This is a genomic window from Pseudomonas sp. A39 (genome assembly GCF_058145955.1).
Genome location: NZ_JBYVMD010000022.1, coordinates 1 through 22,224, shown reverse-complemented (window position 1 = coordinate 22,224; position 22,224 = coordinate 1). Strand labels below are relative to the sequence as shown.

Annotated in this window: 22 protein-coding genes and 2 pseudogenes; 10 read left to right on the top strand and 14 right to left on the bottom strand. The window is 56.5% G+C overall.

The window, feature by feature from the left end:
• Positions 1-18: 18 nt before the first annotated feature.
• A complete protein-coding gene (gudD, locus tag AC3ZU9_RS17625; RefSeq protein ID WP_015885038.1) occupies positions 19-1,344 on the top strand; it encodes a glucarate dehydratase in 1,326 nt (441 codons plus the stop codon).
• Between the two features lie 110 nt (positions 1,345-1,454).
• Here the strand turns inward: gudD and AC3ZU9_RS17620 are convergent.
• The 3 genes and pseudogenes from AC3ZU9_RS17620 to AC3ZU9_RS17610 all read right to left on the bottom strand — a co-directional run.
• A pseudogene (locus AC3ZU9_RS17620) lies at positions 1,455-1,676 on the bottom strand (helix-turn-helix domain-containing transcriptional regulator); the annotation flags it as partial.
• A 1-nt stretch (position 1,677) separates the two neighbouring features.
• Positions 1,678-1,752 (bottom strand): annotated as a pseudogene (locus tag AC3ZU9_RS17615) (type II toxin-antitoxin system RelE/ParE family toxin); the annotation flags it as partial.
• Between the two features lie 134 nt (positions 1,753-1,886).
• Positions 1,887-2,813, bottom strand: a complete 927-nt coding sequence (locus tag AC3ZU9_RS17610; RefSeq protein WP_490091105.1) for an ABC transporter substrate-binding protein — start codon at positions 2,811-2,813, stop codon at positions 1,887-1,889.
• Between the two features lie 241 nt (positions 2,814-3,054).
• Between AC3ZU9_RS17610 and AC3ZU9_RS17605 the strand changes: the two genes are divergently transcribed.
• The 3 genes from AC3ZU9_RS17605 to AC3ZU9_RS17595 all read left to right on the top strand — a co-directional run bounded on the left by AC3ZU9_RS17605 (position 3,055) and on the right by AC3ZU9_RS17595 (position 6,194).
• Entirely contained in the window at positions 3,055-4,296 is a 1,242-nt protein-coding gene (locus AC3ZU9_RS17605) for an acyl-CoA dehydrogenase family protein (RefSeq protein WP_490091104.1), read from the top strand.
• The gene (locus AC3ZU9_RS17600; protein ID WP_490091103.1) at positions 4,297-4,905 is read left to right on the top strand and encodes an HAD-IA family hydrolase; all 609 of its coding nucleotides are present in this window, start codon (positions 4,297-4,299) and stop codon (positions 4,903-4,905) included.
• Positions 4,906-5,213: 308 nt separating this feature from the next.
• Positions 5,214-6,194, top strand: coding sequence for a hypothetical protein (locus AC3ZU9_RS17595; RefSeq protein ID WP_490091102.1), 981 nt, complete (start codon positions 5,214-5,216; stop codon positions 6,192-6,194).
• 327 nt (positions 6,195-6,521) lie between these two features.
• Here AC3ZU9_RS17595 and AC3ZU9_RS17590 read toward each other — a convergent pair whose 3' ends face one another.
• The 3 genes from AC3ZU9_RS17590 to AC3ZU9_RS17580 are packed head-to-tail and all read right to left on the bottom strand — an operon-like array spanning position 6,522 to position 8,659.
• On the bottom strand, positions 6,522-7,499 hold the full coding sequence (locus AC3ZU9_RS17590) for a saccharopine dehydrogenase family protein (protein WP_490091101.1): 978 nt from the start codon (positions 7,497-7,499) through the stop codon (positions 6,522-6,524).
• Positions 7,496-7,897, bottom strand: a complete 402-nt coding sequence (locus AC3ZU9_RS17585; RefSeq protein ID WP_102062131.1) for a VOC family protein — start codon at positions 7,895-7,897, stop codon at positions 7,496-7,498. The genes AC3ZU9_RS17590 and AC3ZU9_RS17585 overlap by 4 nt, the downstream gene beginning before the upstream one ends.
• Positions 7,898-7,915: 18 nt before the next feature.
• Positions 7,916-8,659 (bottom strand): SDR family NAD(P)-dependent oxidoreductase, encoded by a 744-nt coding sequence (locus AC3ZU9_RS17580; RefSeq protein ID WP_490091100.1) that lies wholly within the window; start codon positions 8,657-8,659, stop codon positions 7,916-7,918.
• A 138-nt stretch (positions 8,660-8,797) separates the two neighbouring features.
• Between AC3ZU9_RS17580 and AC3ZU9_RS17575 the strand changes: the two genes are divergently transcribed.
• Entirely contained in the window at positions 8,798-9,691 is an 894-nt protein-coding gene (locus AC3ZU9_RS17575; RefSeq protein ID WP_102062091.1) for an AraC family transcriptional regulator, read from the top strand.
• 157 nt (positions 9,692-9,848) lie between these two features.
• Here AC3ZU9_RS17575 and AC3ZU9_RS17570 read toward each other — a convergent pair whose 3' ends face one another.
• The 3 genes from AC3ZU9_RS17570 to AC3ZU9_RS17560 are packed head-to-tail and all read right to left on the bottom strand — an operon-like array spanning position 9,849 to position 12,539.
• Complete coding sequence (locus tag AC3ZU9_RS17570; protein ID WP_490091099.1) at positions 9,849-10,532, bottom strand: HAD hydrolase-like protein; 684 nt, start codon at positions 10,530-10,532, stop codon at positions 9,849-9,851.
• 30 nt (positions 10,533-10,562) lie between these two features.
• Complete coding sequence (locus AC3ZU9_RS17565) at positions 10,563-12,077, bottom strand: MFS transporter (protein WP_490091098.1); 1,515 nt, start codon at positions 12,075-12,077, stop codon at positions 10,563-10,565.
• A gap of 57 nt (positions 12,078-12,134) precedes the next feature.
• The gene (locus tag AC3ZU9_RS17560; protein ID WP_082893894.1) at positions 12,135-12,539 is read right to left on the bottom strand and encodes a GlcG/HbpS family heme-binding protein; all 405 of its coding nucleotides are present in this window, start codon (positions 12,537-12,539) and stop codon (positions 12,135-12,137) included.
• Between the two features lie 195 nt (positions 12,540-12,734).
• Between AC3ZU9_RS17560 and AC3ZU9_RS17555 the strand changes: the two genes are divergently transcribed.
• The 4 genes from AC3ZU9_RS17555 (at position 12,735) to AC3ZU9_RS17540 (ending at position 17,814) form a co-directional block, all read left to right on the top strand.
• On the top strand, positions 12,735-13,658 hold the full coding sequence (locus tag AC3ZU9_RS17555) for a LysR family transcriptional regulator (protein ID WP_490091097.1): 924 nt from the start codon (positions 12,735-12,737) through the stop codon (positions 13,656-13,658).
• A 156-nt stretch (positions 13,659-13,814) separates the two neighbouring features.
• Positions 13,815-14,324, top strand: coding sequence for a sigma-70 family RNA polymerase sigma factor (locus AC3ZU9_RS17550; protein WP_102062087.1), 510 nt, complete (start codon positions 13,815-13,817; stop codon positions 14,322-14,324).
• A gap of 3 nt (positions 14,325-14,327) precedes the next feature.
• Entirely contained in the window at positions 14,328-15,266 is a 939-nt protein-coding gene (locus AC3ZU9_RS17545) for a FecR domain-containing protein (protein WP_102062086.1), read from the top strand.
• A 121-nt stretch (positions 15,267-15,387) separates the two neighbouring features.
• A complete protein-coding gene (locus AC3ZU9_RS17540) occupies positions 15,388-17,814 on the top strand; it encodes a TonB-dependent siderophore receptor (RefSeq protein WP_102062085.1) in 2,427 nt (808 codons plus the stop codon).
• A 245-nt stretch (positions 17,815-18,059) separates the two neighbouring features.
• On the opposite strand, the gene AC3ZU9_RS17535 is transcribed toward AC3ZU9_RS17540, so the two are convergent.
• Positions 18,060-18,662 carry a hypothetical protein gene (locus tag AC3ZU9_RS17535; protein ID WP_102062084.1) on the bottom strand — a complete coding sequence of 201 codons (603 nt, stop codon included), beginning with the start codon at positions 18,660-18,662 and terminating at the stop codon, positions 18,060-18,062.
• 371 nt (positions 18,663-19,033) lie between these two features.
• Positions 19,034-19,411: a hypothetical protein gene (locus AC3ZU9_RS17530; RefSeq protein ID WP_102061921.1), complete on the bottom strand. Its 378-nt coding sequence runs from the start codon at positions 19,409-19,411 to the stop codon at positions 19,034-19,036.
• Positions 19,412-19,489: 78 nt separating this feature from the next.
• On the opposite strand from AC3ZU9_RS17530, the gene AC3ZU9_RS17525 reads away from it, so the two are divergent.
• On the top strand, positions 19,490-19,639 hold the full coding sequence (locus tag AC3ZU9_RS17525; protein ID WP_177410687.1) for a hypothetical protein: 150 nt from the start codon (positions 19,490-19,492) through the stop codon (positions 19,637-19,639).
• 237 nt (positions 19,640-19,876) lie between these two features.
• Here AC3ZU9_RS17525 and AC3ZU9_RS17520 read toward each other — a convergent pair whose 3' ends face one another.
• The 3 genes from AC3ZU9_RS17520 to AC3ZU9_RS17510 form a co-directional block, all read right to left on the bottom strand.
• Positions 19,877-20,284: a hypothetical protein gene (locus tag AC3ZU9_RS17520; protein WP_490091096.1), complete on the bottom strand. Its 408-nt coding sequence runs from the start codon at positions 20,282-20,284 to the stop codon at positions 19,877-19,879.
• Positions 20,285-20,535: 251 nt separating this feature from the next.
• Positions 20,536-21,030, bottom strand: a complete 495-nt coding sequence (locus AC3ZU9_RS17515; RefSeq protein WP_490091095.1) for a hypothetical protein — start codon at positions 21,028-21,030, stop codon at positions 20,536-20,538.
• A 168-nt stretch (positions 21,031-21,198) separates the two neighbouring features.
• A complete protein-coding gene (locus AC3ZU9_RS17510; protein ID WP_256581569.1) occupies positions 21,199-21,960 on the bottom strand; it encodes an EcsC family protein in 762 nt (253 codons plus the stop codon).
• Positions 21,961-22,224: the final 264 nt, after the last annotated feature.

Sequence of the window (22,224 nt, the reverse complement as noted above, 5' to 3'; positions counted from 1 at the left end):
CCCCTTTAGGAACCTGCCATGAATACTCCCGTCGTCACTCACTTCCAGGTCATCCCCGTCGCCGGCCACGACAGCATGCTGCTCAACCTCAGCGGCGCGCATGGCCCCTACTTCACGCGCAATATCGTCATCCTCAAGGACAGCAGCGGTAATACCGGCGTGGGTGAAGTCCCCGGCGGCGAGCGTATCCGCGAAACGCTCGAAGACGCCCGCAGCCTGGTGGTGGGCCAGCCGATCGGCCAGTACCAGCGTGTCCTCAACCAGATGCGCAGCACCTTTGCCTCACGGGATGCGGCCGGCCGCGGCCTGCAAACCTTCGACCTGCGCATCACCATCCACGCCGTCACCGCCGTGGAAGCCGCGCTGCTCGACCTGCTGGGTCAGTTCCTCGAAGTCCCCGTAGCCGCCTTGCTCGGTGAAGGGCAGCAGCGCGATGCGGTGAAAATGCTCGGCTACCTGTTCTATGTCGGCGACCGCAACGCGACCGACCTGGCCTACCGCAACGAAGCCGACAGCGACGATGAATGGTTCCGCCTGCGTCACGAAAAGGCCCTGACCAGCGACGCCGTGGTGCGCCTGGCCGAAGCCGCCCAAGCCAAGTACGGCTTCAATGACTTCAAGCTCAAGGGCGGCGTGCTCAGTGGCGATGCCGAAATCGAAGCCGTCACCGCCCTGGCCGAACGTTTCCCCGACGCACGCATCACCCTCGACCCGAATGGTGCCTGGTCATTGAAAGAAGCCATCCGCCTGTGCCGCGACCAGCACCACGTACTCGCCTACGCCGAAGACCCCTGCGGTGCAGAGAACGGCTACTCGGGCCGCGAGGTCATGGCCGAATTCCGCCGCGCCACCGGCCTCAAGACCGCCACCAATATGATTGCCACCGACTGGCGCGAAATGGGCCATGCGATCCAGTTGCAATCGGTGGACATCCCCCTCGCCGACCCACACTTCTGGACCCTGCAGGGCTCGGTGCGCGTGGCGCAGATGTGCAACGACTGGGGCCTCACCTGGGGCTCGCACTCCAACAACCACTTTGATATTTCCCTGGCGATGTTCACCCAGGTCGCCGCCGCCGCCCCCGGCGACATCACCGCCATCGACACCCATTGGATCTGGCAGGACGGCCAACGCCTGACCAAGGCACCGCTGAAAATCGAAGGCGGCTACGTGAAAGTGCCGAGCAAGCCAGGCCTGGGTGTGGAGATCGACATGGACGCGGTGGCCAAGGCCCACGAGGTATACAAAGGCATGGGCCTCGGCGCGCGGGATGACAGCGTGGCGATGCAGTTCCTGATTCCGGGATGGCGCTTCAACAACAAGCAGCCGTGCCTGGTGCGGTAATTCCCTAAGGGAACTTAGGTCAATGTGGGAGCTGTCGAGCGCCCACAGTTGACCTTGGTTATTTTGCCGATTGTGGTCGTTTGATGGGCTGTACGGTCAGCTCAACCCCTAACGCCTGCCGCCTCGGCAACGTTGTTCACGCCTTGCGCTTTGCCGACCTCGGCAAGCGCCTTCATGAGCACCTGCGGATCTTGGGCCATCATGCTTTGCGCAAGATACGCACTGATGGTTTCCGGGCTATCGAGGAAGCGCGACGCTTCATAAACGCTGGTACCGGACGTATCAAGATCGAGGATCGGCATGTCCTCGGGTTTGAATTTCGACTCGTTCATGTCATCTACCTCTCAGGGCATCAAGAATCTCTTTTGCGCGCTTGATTCCTCGCTTCTGGTCGGTTTTATCCCCCCCTCAAACCGTCGAGCCCTGTATCAAACTCAGGCGTCCTGCCAATCAAATCAGTCACAGAATCACTTGTAGCCTGATGGCTACTCCCTGTCGATGCCAGTGATTTTTTGTTTCCGATGAGCCCCGGAAGAAAAATCCTAGTTCAGCACCCGATCAAACAACGGCGCCACGTCATACCGCTGCTTCAGCATCTGGGCATCTACCAGGAAATCCGCCGTGGCCTGGGCCTCGCTGACAATCGTCGGCGAGATCGGGAGTACCTTGATCGCGTCGCGCTTGAACCACACCTTGGCGATTTCCGGCGCCGACTGGTTGGCCTTGGACCAGGCTTCGGCGTACTCATCGATGTGCTTGTTGCTCCACTCCCGAGCGCGGGTGAGGCGGGCAATAAAGTCTTTGATGATCGCGCTTTTCTGCGCCAGGGCCGGCTCGTACGCCACGATGTAGGTGGGCGCGCTCATCAAGCCTTTGGCGTTGCGGATCAGGCTGCTGCCTTCTTTTTCCTGCAACGACACGTAGGGTTCCCAGGTGCCGAAGGCGTCGATGTCGCCTTGGGTCAACGCCAGGCTCGCCTCCGCCGGCAGCAGGTACTTGAAGTGGACGCTGCTGCGCGGCACACCGGCCTCATCCAACGCCTTGTACGCCAACTGTTGGCTCCACGAACCGTTCCAGATGGCGACGGTCTTGCCCTTGAGGTCGGCCACTGAATGAATGCCCTTGCGCGCCACAATGCCGACGCCGTCGAGGCTGGTCTGGGTACTGGCGACCACCTTCACCGGCGCGCCATTCGCGGCCAGGCTGATCACCGGGGTATCGCCGACGATGCCCACGTCCAGCGCACCGCTGGCCACTGCCGAGGCCACGGGGGAGCCGGTGTTGAAACGCTTGAAATCGATGGTGTACGGCAGGTCTTTCAGCTCCCCGGACAGCTCCAGCACGATGCGGTTGGAGAAGAACTGGTCGCCCACCGTCAGGGTCAGCGGCTCCGCTGCCCAGGCGGAAGGGCCCTGCAGGGTCAGGGAAGCAAGGCCCAGCAAAGAAAGCAGTGTTCGGCGGTTGATCATAAAAATTCCCACACGGTTAGATGGCTGTTTCAACCATCTGTGGGCATGCAGTCTGGTCGTTCAGCGTAGAAGCTATCGCAATAAGAGGGCGAGGTTTAATACTGTTGCGCACTATCGATAGAACCGTCGTACAGGTCGCTAGCTGCTTTTCGTATTAAAAACTTGGCCGCCCCTGAGTTAGGGTGACGTCACCAGACCACTGGACCCCAGCACCTGAACCACTTTCTGCAAGGTCCATTGCATGCCGACTTCCGCTTTGAATATCTGGGGCACGCCGCCCACTGCCCGCTACGAACACCTGGCCGCGCCGTTTCGGCCGCTGTTTGCGCACATCCTCGCGCAGGCCGCCGAGGCGGATCAGACACGCGCCAGCCTCGCCACGGTGATCCAGCAACTGAACGCCCTGGGCTTACCGCGCTGGCGTCTGCCGGCCAGCTATGGCGGCCAGGACGCCACGCTGGTCGAGCTGCTCACCTTGCTCACCGAGTTATCCGCCGCTGATTCCAACATCACTCAGGCCCTGCGTGGCCACTTTGGTTTTTGCGAAGACGTGCTCAGCGCCAAGGACCGCGACTGGCGCGCCAAATGGCTGGACCGGCTCGGCCAGGGCGCCCTGCTGTCGCCGGGCAGCACCGAAGTCGGCAGCCAGGCCCGTGGCGATTTCGACACCCGCCTGCACCGTGACGACGCCGGTGCGCTGCGTATCAGCGGCAAAAAGTTCTACACCACCGGCGCGCTCTACAGCGACCTGATCAACACCATCGCCACTGGCGAAGACGGCACGGTCTACAGCGTGGTCGTCGACCTCAAGGCCCCCGGCGTGCAGATCATCGATGACTGGAACGGCTTCGGCCAACGCCTCACCGCCAGCGGTACCTGCATCTTCGACAACGCACCGGTGGTGGACGACGATGTGCGCCTCACCCACCAGCGCTTTGGCCATGGGCAATCATTCTTCCAGCTCTACCACCTCAGCACCCTCGCCGGCATCGCTCGGCGTGCCGCGCTCAGTGGTGCCGAAGAACTCAGCAAACGCGCCCGCACCTTCACCACCGGCAACGCCGACACCGCAGGCCACGACGTGCAGCTGCTGCAAGTGATCGGCGAAGTCGCCAGCCAAGCCTATGCCGCGCAAGCCATCACCCAACAAGCGGCGCAACGCCTGGAACACACCGCGCAGTATGTGATTGCCCACGACCAACCGCTGCAGGATGACGACCCCCAGGTGGCCTTGGCGGAGCTGGAAGTGTGCCTGGCGGTCAACCCGGTGGTCGACGCAACGCTTGCGGCAACCACGGCGCTGTTCGATGCACTGGGTGCCAGTGCCACCGCCAGCGACAAAGCGCTGGACCGGCTGTGGCGCAATGCGCGCACCCTGGCGAACCACAACCCGCGCGTGTACAAGTCGCGGATTGTGGGGAATTACCTGGTGAACGGGATTTTGCCGCCGGCGCAGTGGCGGGTGGGTGTGGCGAAGGGATAGATGATCAAGGCAATCATGGTCGATGTGGATGGTGTCCTGGTCCACGGCCGCCCAGCCGATGGCAAACCTTGGGCGGCGTCCATAGAGGCTGACCTCGGTGTAAACAGCGCGGACTTGCAGCGGGCATTTTTTACACCGTATTGGCACGCCATTGTCACTGGGCGTGTAGACCTAAAAAGCGCATTGGAGCCAGTCCTTGCTCGCATTGCACCTGGCCTCTGCACTGAGGTGTTCATCGCCTATTGGTTCAAAAACGATGCACGGTTAGACACTCGCTTACTCAGCCAGCTCAACCGGCAACGACAGACGGGAGTCAAGGTGTATCTGGCGACCAATCAGGAACACCTGCGCGCGTCGTTTCTGGTTGAGCAGCTTGGGCTGGGAGAGCGTTGTGATGGGGTCTACTATTCGGCTGCGCTAGGCTGCAAGAAACCTGACGTGGGGTTTTACGAAAAAATCATTAATCTTTCAGGGTTCCTTCCGGGCGAGTTGCTATTGCTGGACGACACGCCTGGCAACGTCCTCGCCGCAAAAAAACTGGGGTGGAATGCCGTCGAGTGGACCCAAAAGAGTAACTTTTCAGCAATATTGGCCAGTGTCCAACAGTGAGCCCGCTTTAACCGTGAGTTGGTGACTTTGTTGGTGGATGGCGTTACCGAAGCTGGCGGTCAGCATTTAAGCGCGCTCATCAAATAGACCGCCGATTCGTCGCAGCCCACTTACGCCGAATCGACAATTTTCCAGGGTACTGTTGCTTCACCATCAGAACGCGCGAGAACGCACTTCCTGATGCGCTCAATGCCAAGCAAGGGAGTACAAAATAAGAAAGACTCTATTGAAGGCCCGTTGCCAGCACTCTCGTCATTTGCATCTATACTGGCTGGTGGCCATTAACGGCCTTACAAGGAGCGCTACCAATGAACGCCACGAATGGTTTCTCCATTTTCTGCTTGATAGCAATGACAACAGCTTGCTCCAGCATAAAGTCTATCAGCAACCCAGACCCGGAAAACCTGGATGGACTAGTTTATTACATGCCGAGTAAAGACTTTTTCGTGACGGTCACTACAGGTGCCGATAACAAGCCAGAAAAAGTAGAAATAAAAGAGTCATTAGCCTATGCAGACACGTCGCAAAGATTCGTCTTACACCATCAAAATAATTTACTTGGAAAAAATGAATTAAGTGTAGGCTTGGGCGTAAACGGTTTATTGCAAACAACCAAATCAACAACAACCAGTGGTGTTTCCGAGGCATTTCAAAACCTCGCAACAAGCGCCGCCTACATCTATTCGATTGCTCCCACCACGCAATGCACCAAAGGCACGCACACGACAATAGTAGCTCCGAGCGCAGCCAATACTCCATTCGACTTCTGTGACATCAACATAACCCTGATACCCCGCAGCAACGTTCCGCAAACCGGAAGCAAAAAATTTGTCGCCAACAGCAGCAAAAAAGAGGAGTCCGGAGTGTTCTATCGACAAAATATTCCTTACCAATTAACAACATCAAGCAACGACAAGTCCATAAACATAACACAACTCGTCTCCTCGCCTTCCGCTTCCCCCATATATTTCATGCCGGTCTCAGGAACGGTATTTTCCAATAACATGGCGAATTTTGCATTTACCGATGGAGTACCAACAACCTATGAGCAAACCACAGAAGGCGAGCTTATTGCACTGGCTAAATTACCCGCCGATGTCATAGGCGCTTACTTCGGCGCAGTCGGAAAAGTGTTTGACTCTTTCAGCAGCAACGACAAAAAAGAGGCTACAGCGCTCACCGATGAATATAATTTGGCAGTAGAAAAGCAAAAATTCAAACTCTGCATGAATGCTTTAAAGTCAGGAAAGACCACTGCTGAATTGAATGACTTGGGATGCGAAAGCTAGCACGATAGCCTCTTACATAGATGAGCCGGTGTCAGACCACACTATAAAATTCGCCAACATGTGGTCTGATCCCGATCAGACACGCAGACGCACGAAAAAGAGGTGTTTTTATCCATCAGTATTCAAGCGTTTTGGGCAAACCGACTTTTTCAACAGAATCGGCCAAAAGCGGACGGTCACCTATACAGTGGGGTATGAAGGTGCCTCGCAATTCAAACGAGCGTACTCGGCCTTATGGCCTGCCGTCTGCGCACTATACGACAAGGTTTAGGCCACCCGCCTTCGCCCGAGAGCGCACTGCAACCATCTGAATCGCCAGCACCAACCTTAAACGTTGGTAATTACCGTCCCGGCAATGCTCTCGGCAAATCCATCGCCGAAGACCGTGGCCGGTGTCGCAAAGCCCGTGCGTCGTTCGCCGTTCAGTACACGGCGCGCAGCTTCCACCGCTGCCAAGGGTGTATAGGAATAGCCGTTCACGGTTTCGATCACAGACCTTGCGATTGTTCCATCAGCACCTATGACCTCAACCACTGCGCGGGCGCGATGTGCATCCCGCTGCTCTGCCGTGGGCCCGTCAGGCAGTTGCGACAGATCACCGTCTGGAAACGCATCGCCCGCGATATGCACAAACATCGCGATATTAGGAATGCCCGTCGAATGCCAACCTGTGACCAGGTCACCAAAGGAAAGCGGCGCGCAAAGGACCGGCCCCTGACCAAAGTCAAAGTGCCGTGGCGTCGCATCGGGCGCCATAACCAATTCGCCGTCCACCCTGGTGAGTAGGCCGGCACCGATGATCTCACTGACGCTCATGGCAGACCCACGGGACATTGACCCTGGGACCTGAAGTGCAATGCTCAGCGCCAGCGGCTGTTCAACGCGCCTGGCAACCTGCACCGCCAGCGAATCAGTGGGGACGACGTCCCAACCAACGCCTGGCAACAGCATCACCTGATTGGCAGCGGCTTGAACGCCCAGTCTCTCAGCCAGCCGGTAAACGTTGATCTCGGCGGTGATGTCCAGATAGTCGACGCCAGCCTTGATGCACGCGTGTATCAATGGTTCTGCCGTTTGCGCGAATGGCCCCGCGAAGTTTAGTAATACCGCGATGCCAGACAGATCAGTGTCGGTCACTGCGCCCGTATCGAACACTCGATATGGCACGCCCAATTGCGCGGCAAGGGTGGCAAGCCGCTGCTCGCTGCGTCCGGCGATTTCAACATTCAGCTCAAGCGCTTTTGCCCGCTGGGCCGCCATACGACCGGTGTAGCCCGTGGCTCCGTAGATCAGAAGTGTGCTCATTGGGCGTGCTGCCATTTTTTATAGACGAATTCCAGGCTGTACCCATCCGGGTCCAGTACATTGGCTGCGTAGTAATCGGGGTCGTAGTGTAAGCGGGCGCCCGGCGCGCCATTATCGATGGCGCCCTGCGCTATGGCCGCGGCGTAGGCAGCATCAACTTCGGCCTTGTTGTTCGCGACGAAACCCACGTGCACAGCCCGCCCTTCAGACACACCTTCGCGCAACCAGAAAAAGATGCGGCCATTGGCGCCAAAACCTTTCAGGTCTGGATGCCCCGGTGGACCGTCCTTGCCGTCGTAGTCCAAACGCGCGGTGATGCCCAGCGGCGTCAGTGCAGCCTCATAGAAACGGATAGAGCGTGCGATATCGCTTACCGACAAAAAAATATGATCAAGCATGGTTTACACCCCGTATGTTCAGATGTTGTAGCCGCCGGCGACTTCAATCGTCTGGGCATTGATCCAAGCGCCCTCTTCGGACAGCAGCATGGCAATCACCCGCGCGACATCTTCGGGCTCACCCACCCTTCCGAGTGCTGTTTGCGCCGCCAGCATCGCTTCGAACTCGTCGTTCAGCCCGCCACCCAGCTCGGTACGGATAGCACCCGGTGATACGGCATTGGCCCGTATGTGCCGCTCACCAAACTCTTTGGCCATATAGCGAGTGAGCACTTCGAGCCCGCCCTTGAACGCGGCGTACGGTGCAACGCCAGCGGTGGCTACACGAGTAGTGGCGCTGGTCAGGTTGACGATACTGGCGCCTTCCGCCAGCAGCGGCAGCAATGCCTGAGTGAGAAAAAACGGACCTTTGAGATGCACTTTGAACAAGTCATCGAACTGCGCCTCGCTGACGGAAGCCAACGGGTTGAACAACCCATAACCTGCGTTGTTGACCAGGCCACTCAGCGCAGTGGCATTCCACGTCTCCCGCAGGGCTACCACGACTGCCTCGCGAAATGCCTCGAAACTGCCAACGTCCGAGACATCGAGCTTGAGCGCTACGGCTTTCCCACCCGCGTCCTCAATGTGCTTCACCACCGACGCCGCCGCCTGGGGGTTGGCGTTATAGGTCAGGATGACGCCCATCCCTTTTTTGGCAATATGCTCAGCGGCACTGGCACCGATTCCGCGACTGCCGCCTGTGATCACGATGACGCCCATATCCGTTTCCTCTGTGCTTGGAATGTGCATCCAGAGTAATAATCAGCGCCTGGCAGGTCATATCCGTTCCTACTCGAAACCTGCCTGTTTCTGCTTTTTGCTTGCGCGTGGAGCCGTTATGCCTTCAGCATGCCAACCATGGACAACTCACTCAAAGAACTCAGATCACTGGCGGCCGGCGCTGAAAACCGCCGAACCGAAACAGGCATCCCGCGCGTAGCGATGGTTCAAGGCAAGATCCCCGAGCACCTGCTGGCGGCGGTCTATGACCCCATGATCAATTTGATTCTGCAAGGCAGCAAAAGCATGACCGTGGGTAATCGCACGCTTAGGTATGATTCTGCGACCTACTTCGTCATGTCCATCGATTTACCCGCCGTGGGTTTAGTACATCCCGCCGCATCAGGCGAGCCTTATCTGGCAGTCAGCCTGACGCTTGATCCGGTGGTGCTGTCGACATTATTCGCCGACCTGCCCAAACCTGCAGCCCGCATGGAAAATAATCCCGGCTTTTCGGTGGCCTCGGTTACGACCGAGTTGATGGACGCATGGGTACGCATGCTCCGACTGATGGGCGATCCAGAGGCCATCGCAGCGTTGGCCCCGGTTTACGAGCGGGAGATCATCTTCCGCGTCCTACAGGGGCCGCATGGCTGGATGCTCAGAGAAATCGCAGCGCCTGATACCGCAATGGCCCGCGTTAACATGGCTATCCAATGGATTCGCCGCGACTTTGCCGAGCCCATCGGCGTAGAACGGTTGGCGGAACGAGCATCGATGAGCGTCTCGGCATTTCATCGCCATTTCAAGGCTGTCACCAACTTGAGCCCCTTGCAGTATCAGAAACGCGTGCGCTTGCTACAGGCGCGAACATTGATGGTTGCAAGTTCCATGAGCGTCATGGCTGCAGCCTTCGAGGTTGGCTACGAAAGCGCCACGCAATTCAGTCGAGATTATGCCCGGGTGTTCGGGCTATCCCCTGCAAAAGATGCTGGGCGGATCCTCAGCGATACGAGAGACGTCAGACGCTAGTCGGTGACAGCACTCAACCGAACCGTACGCGCGGTGCCACTCGCGCGGTGACCGATATGAGCGCCGCCCACCCTTGGAAAACCGCTGACCTTAGTGCGTGCAAAGGGCCCGGAATTTAGTAGACCGACAAGGACGAGAGCCCATCCTTAGCTGCTGCTCAGTGCCCATGCAAGCCAACGATGCCGAGAATATCTCTGAATTTTATGAGATTAACGGCTGTGCAATCGTCAGGCAGGGATCCATAGCCCCAACTGGCAAAGGCAAACGGTATTCCGTATCCGCGTGCGGCTTCAAAATCGTTCTTATTGTCGCCTATCATTATTTTGGGAAGCGTTGCGTAATCGGCACGCGCTACCAACGCACCCAGGTGTCCGGGGTCAGGCTTCTTGAACGACACGGTATCCCCGCCGCACACCCTATCAATAAACCTCAACAGGTCGGTTTGCTTAAGAATATCGATGGCAATCGATTCGTCTTTGTTGGTACAGACAGACATTCTCCACCCCGCTTCTTGCAACACGCCAAGGGTTTCCATCACCCCGTCATAAGGCTTTGTCATCGGATGGTCGGTGTGTTCGTAGCGCGAGATGAAGGTATTGATCGCTTCTTCCATATTATTCATCCCTCGCAAACAGAACGCTCGCCTGGCAAATGACCGCAGCCCGTCACCGAGGAACTTTGAAGCTGTTGCGACCAAAAGAGGCTCAAGATCCGACTCGATAAGAAGGGTGTTCAGTTGTGCTGTCATGTCGCCCGCTGAATCGACGAGCGTGCCGTCGAGGTCAAAAATGATCGCGCCTGTCTCTACCGGGTGTGCAATGTTCAGGTCGTTTATCGGCATGGGCTTTACTCGCGTTTTGCAGGACTCTGGTTAGATTGCAGGATTCTGGCTACAGCGTCGTTTGCTGCGCATCAGCCCATACACCGCAGCGGATGCGAGTAGCGAGAACATAGCGGCAATCACAAATGCGCCGGCAAACCCCTGGCTGTAACTCTGCTGGGCAAGCCCACTCAACGTTTCGTTTAAGTCGTGGGGATACAGTGCGATAGCACGTTCGAAGTCGCCTGCCATGACGTATTCGGAAAATCCGGGTTGAGCAGAAACTCCCGCGTCTATTAGTTTGCTTTCAATCGCCGATTTCACGCCGCTGGCCAGTACCGCTCCGAGTCCAGCGAAACCCAACAATATGCCGGTGAATCTGGAGGTAGTGCTAATGCCGGACGCCATTCCGGCGCGACTTCGAGGAACCGTGCCCATGATGGCCTTCTGGGTTTCGCCATTCAGTAATCCACCGCCTGTTCCCAGAATTGCCATGCCGCAAATCAGCAACAGTGCTCCCTGCTGAACGGCGGCGAACATCAGGATAAGGTTACCAAGTGCAACGATTAAGAGGCCCAGCGCCAGGATGCCCGCGCTCTCAAGGTAAGGCGAAAGTCGCCTACCTACTTGCGGAAAAATCAGCATCGCAACGGCAAATGGAAGCATGGCGATACCCGCTTGGAGGACCCCGTTGCCACGGCCATTTTGTAGAAAGAGCGGTAACAGCGATGCCATGACTTGAGCAGACGAGGCATAGGCTAGCATCGCGAGTACGGCGCCAACGAAGGGCCTGGCGGTGAACAATTCGAGATCCAGCATCGGGTGGGGCCGACGTTTTTCGACCCAGACAAAGACTGCGAACAACAGCAGCCCCCCGATCATGCTCATGAGGACAGGGATACTCGACCATCCATGACTGGGACCGGCGATGAGTGCCCATGTGGCACTGAACATCCCCAGCGCGAAAAGCGCAATTCCCGGGATGTCCAGCGTTCTCGGCGTGGGATCACGAGATTCATCCACCAGCGTCACGACCGCTGCCGCCAGCAATACGCAGACGGGGATGTTGATATAGAACGCCCAGCGCCATCCAAGTGAACTACTGATCACTCCACCTATGAGCGGCGAGACAACCATGGTGAGTCCCATGATGCCGCCCCATATCGCCCAAGCGTGGCTGCGCGATTTTTCATCGTGAAACGTGTGCCCGATGATGGCGAGGGCAGGAGCAAGCAGGAAAGCGGCTCCGACGCCCTGTACCGCTCGCGCCAGATACAGGCCTGCCGCTGAAGGCGCCAAACCACAGGCCAGGGAAGAGGCTGCAAAGAGCGCTATTCCGAACAGAAAGACGCGTCGCCGGCCGTACCGGTCAGCGATGGAGCCCGCCGGAAGCAGGAGGGCAGCGAAGCACAGCACATAGGTGCTTATGACCCACTCGACCTCTGCAAACGAGGCTTGAAGATCCCTGGCAATGGTTGGCAAAACGATGCCCACGACGTTCGTATCTAGAACGGTCATGGCACAGCCCGCCGACGCGACAACCAGTATGGCCGCTTCTTTTCTCATGGAATGACAGTCTCTTCTAATAGCGGGAGCGGTAACTGCACGTTTTCAACAGGGCATTTATTTAAATGCAGCCAGCCCGGCTTGAGCGATCTCTTCATCGTGCTGGGGTGTGTCCGCAGATACCCCTACCGCCCCAACGGTGTGTCCGTTGACGATGATCGGAAAACCACCACGCATCAGCACAAAGCCTTGGGCGGTGATCGCGGCAGGTCGGGGGCCGTTGATGGCATCTTCCAAGGCGCCGCTGGGACGTCGGAACAGAGCGGCGGTACGCGCTTTTCCGGGGGCGAGCTCAACACCCGCTGGCACAGCGGCGTTGTCCATGCGAACGAGGAGAATGGGCAGACCAGCACTATCGACAACGGAGATGACGCACGGCCACCCAGCCGTTTGCGCCTTCGTTTGCGCCGCTGTGAGGATCTGTTGAGCGGCGGCAAGCGTCAGAACTGGCTGGTTGGGCAAATCTAATGCGGCGGCTGGCAAGGAAACAAGTGCGAGGGATCCCGCTAGGCCAACAGCGATTGCGACGTGGAGAAGACGGAACACGGTGAACTCCTGGGAAAGTGAGTCCAACGATTGAAACAGGAGAGACAATTCAGAACAATAAAGCCTATCAGCTATATAATTCAGAAGAACTGAATATTGGAATCAAGTGACATGGACATTCGCCATCTTCGCGCCTTCGTCACCGTTGCGGAAAATCTACATTTTTCACGCTCAGCTGAGCAGTTGGGCGTTTCGGCCCCAACGCTCACTGCGCAGATCCAGGAAGTAGAGCGCTTGTTAGATGCTCGGCTGTTTAATAGAACAAAGCGGTCTGTCGTTTTGACGCCGGCTGGGGAAGCGTTTCTGACAGAAGCCCGCTCTACCCTTGAGCAATTTGAGAGGGCTATTAACGTGGGCCAACGTGCAGGCCGAGGCCAGGTTGGCCGAGTGGAAATCGGCTACGTTGGCTCAGCCGCCTTTTTCGGGGTACTCCAGGACCAAGTCCAGCGCTTTCGCAATCAGTGGCCAGACGTCATGGTGAACACCAAGGAACTCCCTACCGAGCACCTCACGGCACTTCTTGAGGATGGGCGGATTGATGTGGCCTTTGTACGAATGCCCGTGCATCTACCTGATGCAATCTCCAGCCGTATTTTGGCGCGCGACCGCTTCTGCCTGGCGTTGCCAGCTGACCATGTCTTGGCAAAGACAGATGATGCCATTCGCCCGAGTGCGCTTGCGAGCGAGTCATTTGTGCTGCCTGAACAAGCGCTAGGGGTGCGTGAGGTGGCCAAGCGCGGGAGATTCGATCCATACATTGTCTCGGCGCCTGGAAGTCTGGTCGCAGTGCTGACACACGTGGCACTGGGCGTGGGTATAGCAGTCATTCCCAGCGTTCTGATTCAAACGATTCAACTGCCAAATGTGGTCTTTCGGGAGATCGCCGGGCCTCCCATTTTTTCAGAGGTGGGGGCTTTGTTTCGCCGCCATGAGAGGCTGCCGATTGTGTGCAACCTGATTAGCCAGATCCTTGAGACCGATGAACGCGTGTGGAACGGCGATCCTCTGCGGAGTGCGCAGCAAGAAATGCCCTGAAGGGTAGGCGTCCCTTGGGCTATAGGGCGACATGGTTATTTCTCCAGGGGCTCCAGCCGCAACGACGCCGCCTGCCCCAATTTCCAGCCTTGCAAAATCATCCAGCAAACACGAAAATGAGATTGATTATCATATAAACCTTTTCAGGTTTGAGCCATGTCCTCCGTCGACCGCCTGCACCAACAGACCGTACACACCCTCTACGCCGATCATCATCGCTGGCTGTGTGGCTGGCTGCGCAAACGCCTGGGCTGTGTCGATCACGCAGCGGACATGGCTCAAGATACCTTCATGCGGGTACTGACCCAACGAAAAGCGCCTGAACTACGTGAGCCGCGTGCGTATTTGAGCACCATCGCGCGCAGCCTGATGATTGATATGTTCCGGCGCCGGACGGTGGAACAGGCGTATTTGGAAACCCTGGCATCCCGACCCGAAGCGCTGGATATCTCGCCGGAAACACGCTTTCTGATCATTGAAACCTTGCTGGAAATCGACCGGATTCTGAATGGCCTGGGCGCTCGCACTCGGCAGATTTTCCTGATGGCCCAGCTGGATGGCTTGAGCTATGTGGAGATCGGCCGACAACTGCACGTGTCGGTCAACACCGTCAAGAAACACGCGGTGCGCGCGTTGATGCACTGCCTGCTGGCCACCGAGGAGTAAGGCGTGGCACTGGATCACGCAACCCTTGAAGCCGCCGCACGCTGGTACGTCGACTTGCGATGTGATGACGCCGATGAAACCACCCAGGAAGCGCATCGGCGCTGGCTTGAGGGTGCGCCTGGACATCGTCAGGCCTGGGAACGGCTGATCCAACTGCAGGAACGCTTTGATCGGGTCGGCTCCGGTATCGCTCGGCCAACGCTCAACAGTGCACGGGTCAAGCGCCGTGAAGTGCTCAAGGTGCTGTCGCTATTACTTGCGGCCGGTGGGGCCGGCACGTTGGCCTGGCGCACCACTGCACTGCCGTCACTGGTGGCAGACCAGCGCACCGTGACGGGGGAAAGCAAAAGCCTGCGCCTGGAAGATGGCAGTCGGGTACGCCTCAATACCGCCACCGCAATGAATATTCACTTCAGCCCAAGCCTTCGCGAGCTGCAATTGCTCAGCGGGGAAATCTTTGTAGAAACCGCGCGTGATGCCCAGGCCCGGCCCTTTGTGGTGCACACCCGCGAAGGCAGTGTCCGTGCGCTGGGAACACGCTTTATCGTGCGCTGCGAAGACGCTCAAACCCGGGTCTGTGTGCTTGAACATGCCGTCGAAGTGCGCAGCGCAACCCACACGCCGACAGTGCGGGTGGAGGCGGGCCAGCAGGTGTGGTTCAGCCAGGACCAGGTGGCTGACGTGCAGCCTGCGAGCCCCGACGCCGATGCCTGGACCCACGGCATGTTGGTGGTCAACAACTGGCGCTTGGAGGATTTGATCCTTGAACTCCAACGCTACCGTCCTGGGCACCTGGGCTGCCAAGCGCAGGTCGCGGGGCTGCGTATTTCGGGGGCGTTTCATTTGAACAATATCGATACGATCCTGGAAAACCTGTCCGCTACCCTGCCTGTGCGCATCCGCCAATTCAGTCGCTATTGGACGCGCGTGGAGTCGGTCTGAACAAGCGCCAGAAAATAAATGCCCGCCAGGGGTTGTTGATTCAATTTCTCATTCGACTTGGTAGATAGAGGCGCATCAGACGCCGCTCTCACTCTACTGCCACTGGGCGAAAGGAAACGGTATGTCCGTACACAAGCCAACCACTCAACGACCCCCTTCACTGACCCGCATCGTGCGCCGCACGCTGCTCGGCATGGCCCTGGGCGCGCCGCTGACCTCGATCATGGTTGCCGCGCCCGCCTGGGCGCAGACGGCCGCGACCCAGTTCGACATCCCCTCCGGCTCGGTCAACACCGCACTGGCACAGTTTGCAGCCACGGCGGGGGTCAATATTTCGTTCGACCCTGCCCAGGCGCAAGGGCAACGCTCGCCTGGTTTACACGGCGCCTACACGGTGGACTCAGGCTTGCGCCAGCTGCTGGCCGGCAGCAAGTTGCAGGCCGTGTCGCTGAGTAACGGCAGCTACTCGCTGATCCCTGCCGTCGACGCAACGCTGCAATTGGACCCCACGAGCATCACCGGCCAATCGGTTGAGTCAGCCGCAGGCCCAGTGGAAGGTTACGTGGCCACCCGCAGCAGCGCAGGTACCAAGACCGATACACCGATCATCGAAATCCCGCAGTCGATCTCGGTGATCACCCGCCAGCAAATGCAGGCCCAAGGCGCGCAGACTGTCACCGACGCGTTGCGCTACGTACCCGGCGTCAAGGTGGAAGCCTACGGCTTGGACCCCAAGGGTTTTGACTGGTTGTACATTCGAGGCTTCAACGGCCAGGCCAGCAGTGACTACCTCAATGGGCTGCGTCAGCAAAACAACAGCTACGCGTTTTTCCGCAGCGAACCTTACTCGCTGGACCGCATAGACGTTGTGCGTGGCCCGGCCTCCAGCCTGTTCGGCCAAGGGGATGCGGGCGGCATTGTCAACCGGGTCAGCAAAAAGCCCGAGGCCAATCACGTCAACGAAGTGCAGTTGACCGGCGGTAACCATGATCGCCTGCAAGGCCAGTTTGATATCGGCGGCGTGCTGAGTGACGAGCAACACCTGCTCTACCGCGTAGTCGGCCTGGCCCGTGAAGCCGATACCCAAGTGGATTATGCGGACGGCCACGCGCTGAAAGACGACCGCCTGTACATCGCGCCGTCCCTCACCTGGGCGCCGGATGAAGACACCAGCCTGACCCTGCTCAGTGACTTCATGCGCGATTCGAACGGCGGCTCGCTGTTCGCCTACAGCACGCCGAACGGCCACACCACCAACACGCTGATGGGCGATCACAGCTTCAACCATCTGGACCAGGAACAATTCAGCCTGGGCTACGAGTTTCGCCATCGGCTGGACGACACCTGGGAGTTCCGCCAGAACGCCCGCTACGGGCAGGTCGACCTGATCTTCCAGAATCTGCTGCCCACCGCCGTCGACACCAACACCGGCAACGTGACGCGGATCGCCGACCGCTTCGACCAGCACATGGACACGTTCAACCTGGACAACCAATTGCAGGCCGACTTCACCACCGGCCCGCTCAGCCACACCCTGTTGATGGGCGTCGACTATACCTGGCAAGACGCCGATATCTCGCGCTGGCGCACTCAAGCGCCAGGCCTGAACCTGAACGCGCCACAATATGGCTTGGCGATCGCTCGTCCCAACGCCGCCAACAGCCTGAGCTCAATTGATTACGACCAGACCATCGAACAGGTTGGCGGTTATATTCAAGACCAGATCAAGTTCGACGACCACTGGATCGTCACGGCCGGCGGGCGCTATGACTATGTTCGCAACGCTCTGGATAACCATGTCGGCGCGTCCTCCAACCAGAAAGACAATGCCTTCACCGGCCGGCTGGGCCTGACCTATCTCACCGAGTTCGGCCTGGCACCCTACGTCAGCTATGCCGAGTCGTTCACCCCCAACACCGGCACAGACCGCAACGGCAGTGCGTTCGACCCAAGCATGGCGCATCAATGGGAAGTGGGTGTGAAATACCAGCCCACCGACGCCATCCTGATGACTCTGGCCGCTTACGACCTGACCAAGACCAATGTGCTGACGACGGAAATCGTCGGCGGCGTGAACACCGGCTTCACCGTTGCGTCGGGCGAACAACAATCGCGCGGCATCGAAGCCGAGATCAAGGCGCGGCTGGATCAGCACTGGGATCTGATCGCGTCCTACACCTACACCCACGCCGAAATCACCAAGAGCAATCGCGGCGACGAAGGCAAACGCCCGGCCAACGTGCCCAGGCACATGGCGTCCACCTGGTTGAACTACACCTTCAACGACAGCCCGCTCAAAGGCCTGAGCTTGGGCGGCGGTGCCCGCTACACCGGCGTGCTGTATGGCGACAACGGCAATACCTACCACATCGACAACTACACACTGTTCGATGCGGGCGCCAGCTACCCGATCAACAAACACGTGACCGTCTCGGTCAATGCGCAAAACCTGTTGGACACTGAATATGTGGCCACCTGTGACGATTCCTATGAGTGCTACCCCGGGATGCGGCGCACGCTACTGACCAGCGTTAAATACTCCTGGTGATCAGATGCACATCATTGACTAAAAAGCGGCTTACCGAGAGGTAAGCCGTTTTTTATGCCCGAGTAAAAATGCTGGGGCAGCCTCATCCCAGCGCTGACGCCAATGTCGTTATATCGGACATCTTCCCATTGCTCCACAGACCCTCTGATGCTCGTTCGCCAAGCGTTAGCCAATACTTTCTGACACCCAATGAACGATTCCTTGTAGTCGTGTTGGCAGCCACAAGCGTGTGCTCGTTTGCCTATTTATAAAACGTCTATGCCGGGATAGAGATCCGCAGGTGGATGGTAATCGGGATCCTCAAAGCGGCTATTGTTGTAATGGGTTTTGGCCGTCGGCCCTTCGCCCTTGTACGTCACCTGCGTGTTTGGAGTGAGATGCCACCCGCCTCCGTCCTTGTCGCGCTCGATCAGCGACGGGTACAACGTACAGGTGCCTGATGAACCGGATGTCAGCCTGAACTGGTAAAGGCGCCCAGCTTGAGGCATGAACTTCGTCGTGACGTAGCAGGATTGCGTGCGCGCCCCTTCCCAGAACATACCCACGTGAGTTTCGATGCCGGGTCTGATCCGGGTTTCGTAATAGTCCGACGTGAGGTTTTGCCCTGCTTTCGGCATACCCTCATCCTGCGTACGGGTGAAAGGAAGCGGCCCACTGCGAATTACGCCGCCCGAACGTATACCGTTTTCGTATTGGTACAGATCGGCATGCTGAGTGAAGTTGACGATGCGTATCCAGGCAGGATTGGGCTCGTTTACAGGTGCAGTGAAGTAATTGGTGTGTGGGAAGTACTGGCAGCCTGCGAATAATGGCAGGGGCAGCAGGCAGAACGCAGCGCGTATCGACATGAAGCCTGTCCTTTTGCGGAGTCGGAGTAGAGACCACAAGAAAGGAGGAGCATTGCGTAACCGGTGAAAGATTTCGGGCCGTTAGCGACGCGCTTGATCATCCCTGTGCGAAGGCAACCGACGGATAATCAGCTGTCCTGAGGGGAGGTGTTCGGTCGATTCTGCTGGAAAAGTCGGTTCGCCCAAAACGCTTGAATACTGATGGGCAAAAACACCGCTTTTTGCGTGCTTTTGCATGAAATCACGAGTCGTGAACGTTCTGCCCAAAGCACAGATTTCTATTTCAGGCGCGAACTTTTCTGCCATCGGAACCGAAGCCGACTTTTTCAACAAAATTGGTGAAAATCAGCCGGCCAAAAACGTATAGGAAATCAGGAGCGATTCACTCCCTCAGAGGGCACAACCTCAGTTAGACACTTTTTACGAAGCTGTTCATCGATGGAAGCTGAGAGCTGATGCATGTCGTTGAGCACCTGTTTGGACAGATAAGAGGACGCGAGGCTCAGGTGGCGAGCCTCCAATCCCCGTCGATCAGCCAAGAGAATCTCCAGATAACGATGAAGCTTTTCAGTCGGCGTGGATGCTCTTTGCAGTTGCTTTTTTAAGGTTTCGGTGAAACGGGCCAAGGCAGTCTCATCATCCTCATCATGGTCCTCGATAAAGATCCTTTCGGCCAGTGCGGCCTGGCTGATCCCAAGCTCTTCGAGTTTCTGCCTAATCGTGGTTTGCAACTTCCTGACATCATCCATAACTGTCCCTGTTTGTCCCGTGTGACTGCTTAAAGTCGACCTTGCACCAAGCGTGGTGCTAACTCAAGGAGAACGTCAATGAGCAAGAAAACACCAATGACACCCGAGGCCGCTGCCCGGATTCACAGCGCTGAAGCCATCAAAGATAACGGCAAAGTCAGTACTGACTCGTTCACGAGCCGAGTTCAGAAAACCGTGGCAGAAGTAAAGCCGAAAACAACCAAGTAAAACCAGGGAGAGAAGAGTATGGCTAAGGTTAACGGCAGTATCGGTGGCAGCAAAGGTGGTAGTAGCCAGAGCGCTGGCGGCAAGGGCAGTTCGGGAACAGCCCCTGGTACTGGCTCTCAAGCCGGTAATTGGCCAAGTACAACCGGCAATCCATCTGGCGGAGGACGCGGAAACGCTCCCAGCAAAGGCTGATTGTTGATAACCCGAGCGCTGTAACATCGGCGCTCGGACTAATAACTAACCAGCACTACAGCGCTGAGTTGACACTGTCATGGCTTGCCTGAATTGGGCTGGTGCTTCTTTAAATTTTTTGAAATTTATACTTTTTTGAGCGTGCGTGAGCGCGCAGCTGCACAGTACAAATTTCTGTTCAGCCAGCCGCCAGTATTCAGAGCGCTTCGCACCCTGCACGCAACTTTCGACAAGTGCGTACTCAATTTCAACCGGATAACGGTTCGCCTCAAAAAAATTGTCCAATTGATGGCCAATTACTCCACCTATGGCTAGCGCCCCCACCGTCGGGACCAAAGTGGCCTTAACCACCAGACGGAGTGTACTAAAACTATTTTTGCAGTGTTCGCAGCTAATCGCATCAGTAACATTAAAATCAGTAATCTTGCTGCATTTTGGACATGTAATTTCCACGTTGCGTCCTTGCTCCATCGCTGTTAATTTCACCCTCATCTGGCTTTATCTGACTCGCGCCTAATATCACAACCCTCTTAGCTATGAATCGCACAACATTTTGTAGACACGACAAACTGTTTGTGGCCGATTACTGCCTGTCAAGATTGACTGCCGTCGACACCCAGCAGCCCTTCTCGAGTGACAGCTCGCACCCGAATGGGCACAAACTTATTAACTACCATTAAAAACTTGCCCTTCACTCACCAAATCTATCTATATTTAGAAATATGAACATCATTTTTCTTAAATCCAATCCGACCAGAACTCCACCAAGACAGCAAGGATAACAGTCTTAGCTTGACATAGTCCTTGCATGGAAACGTACTTGACACTACAAACGTTCTTCCGCAATCCAACTGAACACAGTAAGCATACTGCTTTGATTTTAAAGCGTAGTCACCAAGAATTACCCCTCGATACGTTGACTTGGCATGAACGCTTACAGGAAACTCAAAACTTTCATTGACTTTTCCATCGCATATCCTATCTATCCATTCAATTTTCCCGCCAAGCGGGAGATAGCCTATAGAGGATATGAACACCGAAAATGAGCTATCATTATTTATAGAAATGAAATCCGATAGTCCTGACGGCCCTTTATTCAAAGTCAACCTGATGTGGTGAGCATCTTTCTTAAAAGTAAAATACAACGCAACCAAAGAAATACCCAAAGCAAAAATCGAAACCCATTCAGAGACACTCATATACTTCCTAGTCATTCCAAGCAAGCGAGACTCTTCACAGTGACAAAAGTCACTATAAAGCTTTAGCAACTGGCGGATTCTATCTAATACAGTAAGAAAACAGATCCGCTCCCATTTGACTGCATTTCCCTGACTACAGGGAAATGCAAATTTTGCTAAGGCGGCCCGTTATGCAGTCGCTATTTCTTTTGGTGTAAACGTATCACGCGCTACGTTACCAATGGTGTTGGTCGTGTAGGCATCAAAACTCCCGCCAATCAAACCTCCCAGCAGTGGCACGGCTTTGCCGAGATTGATCACGCCTTTTTCGCCAAACTTGGTGAACAACTTGAAGCCTACCTTTTTGTTTATCTCTATCAGAGTCTTACCAGAAATTGACTTCACTGCGTTCATCGCCAGCTTGTTGCCGACGACAATGCCGATGTCTTTCAGCACCTCCTTGGCGGAGTTGGCAGTGAGGCAGGCGAAGACGAGGGTCTTCACCTTGTCATCCTTGACGTCGTAGCCGCCTAGATGGGCGATAGCGGCTATCATGCGAATTTGTACGAAAAGCACACTTGTGATGTTGGCAGGCAACGCGATGGGCAGTGTGATTAATCCACCCAGACCGGTAATGAAGCCTGAGGTAGCCGACTTGGTGTTCTGCCAGCGAATCAGGGAATTAGCTTGATCGAAGGCGAGCCTTTCTTCCTTGGCGTAGCTGGCCGCGAGCTCCTCGGCGGAATCAAGGCCGGTGAATCCATTCACAGATTTTTCGTAGGCCCAATCAAGGACTTGCATTATCTTTTCTTGACTTATCAGTTCCATCTTCAGTCTCAGCACATGAATAATGGCCTTATGATGCCACACCCGTTTGGTTGTGCGCATTACCTTCGTTGGAACAATTTCTCTCCCGTTCCTTACGCTGCTGCGGTTAAGGCAACACTTCACTCACTTAATAACTGCCTACAAATCACGACTGAACACTTGCGAATACTGGTTCGCCAAAGTGTGGAGATTCATGACGTTCTGACCCTAATTACTCCAGCTTTACGGCTGCTATGGCTAGTTGCCAGGCTAATCTGCTTTTAGTCGTCTTAACCTCCTAATCATTCAACTGACCGCTCTTGGCCGATAGTAGTCTGGAGATAGTAGGGATCCCCCCCTCCAACCGCGTCCATCGTGGTGCTGGGCTCGGGCCTGGGCCAACTGACC

Bases quoted from the DNA above. Each gene is read 5' to 3' on its own strand.
- gudD (WP_015885038.1), top strand. From the start codon at position 19: ATGAATACTCCCGTCGTCACTCACTTCCAGGTCATCCCCGTCGCCGGC.
- AC3ZU9_RS17610 (WP_490091105.1), bottom strand. From the start codon at position 2,813: ATGATCAACCGCCGAACACTGCTTTCTTTGCTGGGCCTTGCTTCCCTG.
- AC3ZU9_RS17605 (WP_490091104.1), top strand. From the start codon at position 3,055: ATGCCGACTTCCGCTTTGAATATCTGGGGCACGCCGCCCACTGCCCGC.
- AC3ZU9_RS17600 (WP_490091103.1), top strand. From the start codon at position 4,297: ATGATCAAGGCAATCATGGTCGATGTGGATGGTGTCCTGGTCCACGGC.
- AC3ZU9_RS17595 (WP_490091102.1), top strand. From the start codon at position 5,214: ATGAACGCCACGAATGGTTTCTCCATTTTCTGCTTGATAGCAATGACA.
- AC3ZU9_RS17590 (WP_490091101.1), bottom strand. From the start codon at position 7,499: ATGAGCACACTTCTGATCTACGGAGCCACGGGCTACACCGGTCGTATG.
- AC3ZU9_RS17585 (WP_102062131.1), bottom strand. From the start codon at position 7,897: ATGCTTGATCATATTTTTTTGTCGGTAAGCGATATCGCACGCTCTATC.
- AC3ZU9_RS17580 (WP_490091100.1), bottom strand. From the start codon at position 8,659: ATGGGCGTCATCGTGATCACAGGCGGCAGTCGCGGAATCGGTGCCAGT.
- AC3ZU9_RS17575 (WP_102062091.1), top strand. From the start codon at position 8,798: ATGGACAACTCACTCAAAGAACTCAGATCACTGGCGGCCGGCGCTGAA.
- AC3ZU9_RS17570 (WP_490091099.1), bottom strand. From the start codon at position 10,532: ATGCCGATAAACGACCTGAACATTGCACACCCGGTAGAGACAGGCGCG.
- AC3ZU9_RS17565 (WP_490091098.1), bottom strand. From the start codon at position 12,077: ATGAGAAAAGAAGCGGCCATACTGGTTGTCGCGTCGGCGGGCTGTGCC.
- AC3ZU9_RS17555 (WP_490091097.1), top strand. From the start codon at position 12,735: ATGGACATTCGCCATCTTCGCGCCTTCGTCACCGTTGCGGAAAATCTA.
- AC3ZU9_RS17550 (WP_102062087.1), top strand. From the start codon at position 13,815: ATGTCCTCCGTCGACCGCCTGCACCAACAGACCGTACACACCCTCTAC.
- AC3ZU9_RS17540 (WP_102062085.1), top strand. From the start codon at position 15,388: ATGTCCGTACACAAGCCAACCACTCAACGACCCCCTTCACTGACCCGC.
- AC3ZU9_RS17535 (WP_102062084.1), bottom strand. From the start codon at position 18,662: ATGTCGATACGCGCTGCGTTCTGCCTGCTGCCCCTGCCATTATTCGCA.
- AC3ZU9_RS17530 (WP_102061921.1), bottom strand. From the start codon at position 19,411: ATGGATGATGTCAGGAAGTTGCAAACCACGATTAGGCAGAAACTCGAA.
- AC3ZU9_RS17525 (WP_177410687.1), top strand. From the start codon at position 19,490: ATGAGCAAGAAAACACCAATGACACCCGAGGCCGCTGCCCGGATTCAC.
- AC3ZU9_RS17515 (WP_490091095.1), bottom strand. From the start codon at position 21,030: ATGAGTGTCTCTGAATGGGTTTCGATTTTTGCTTTGGGTATTTCTTTG.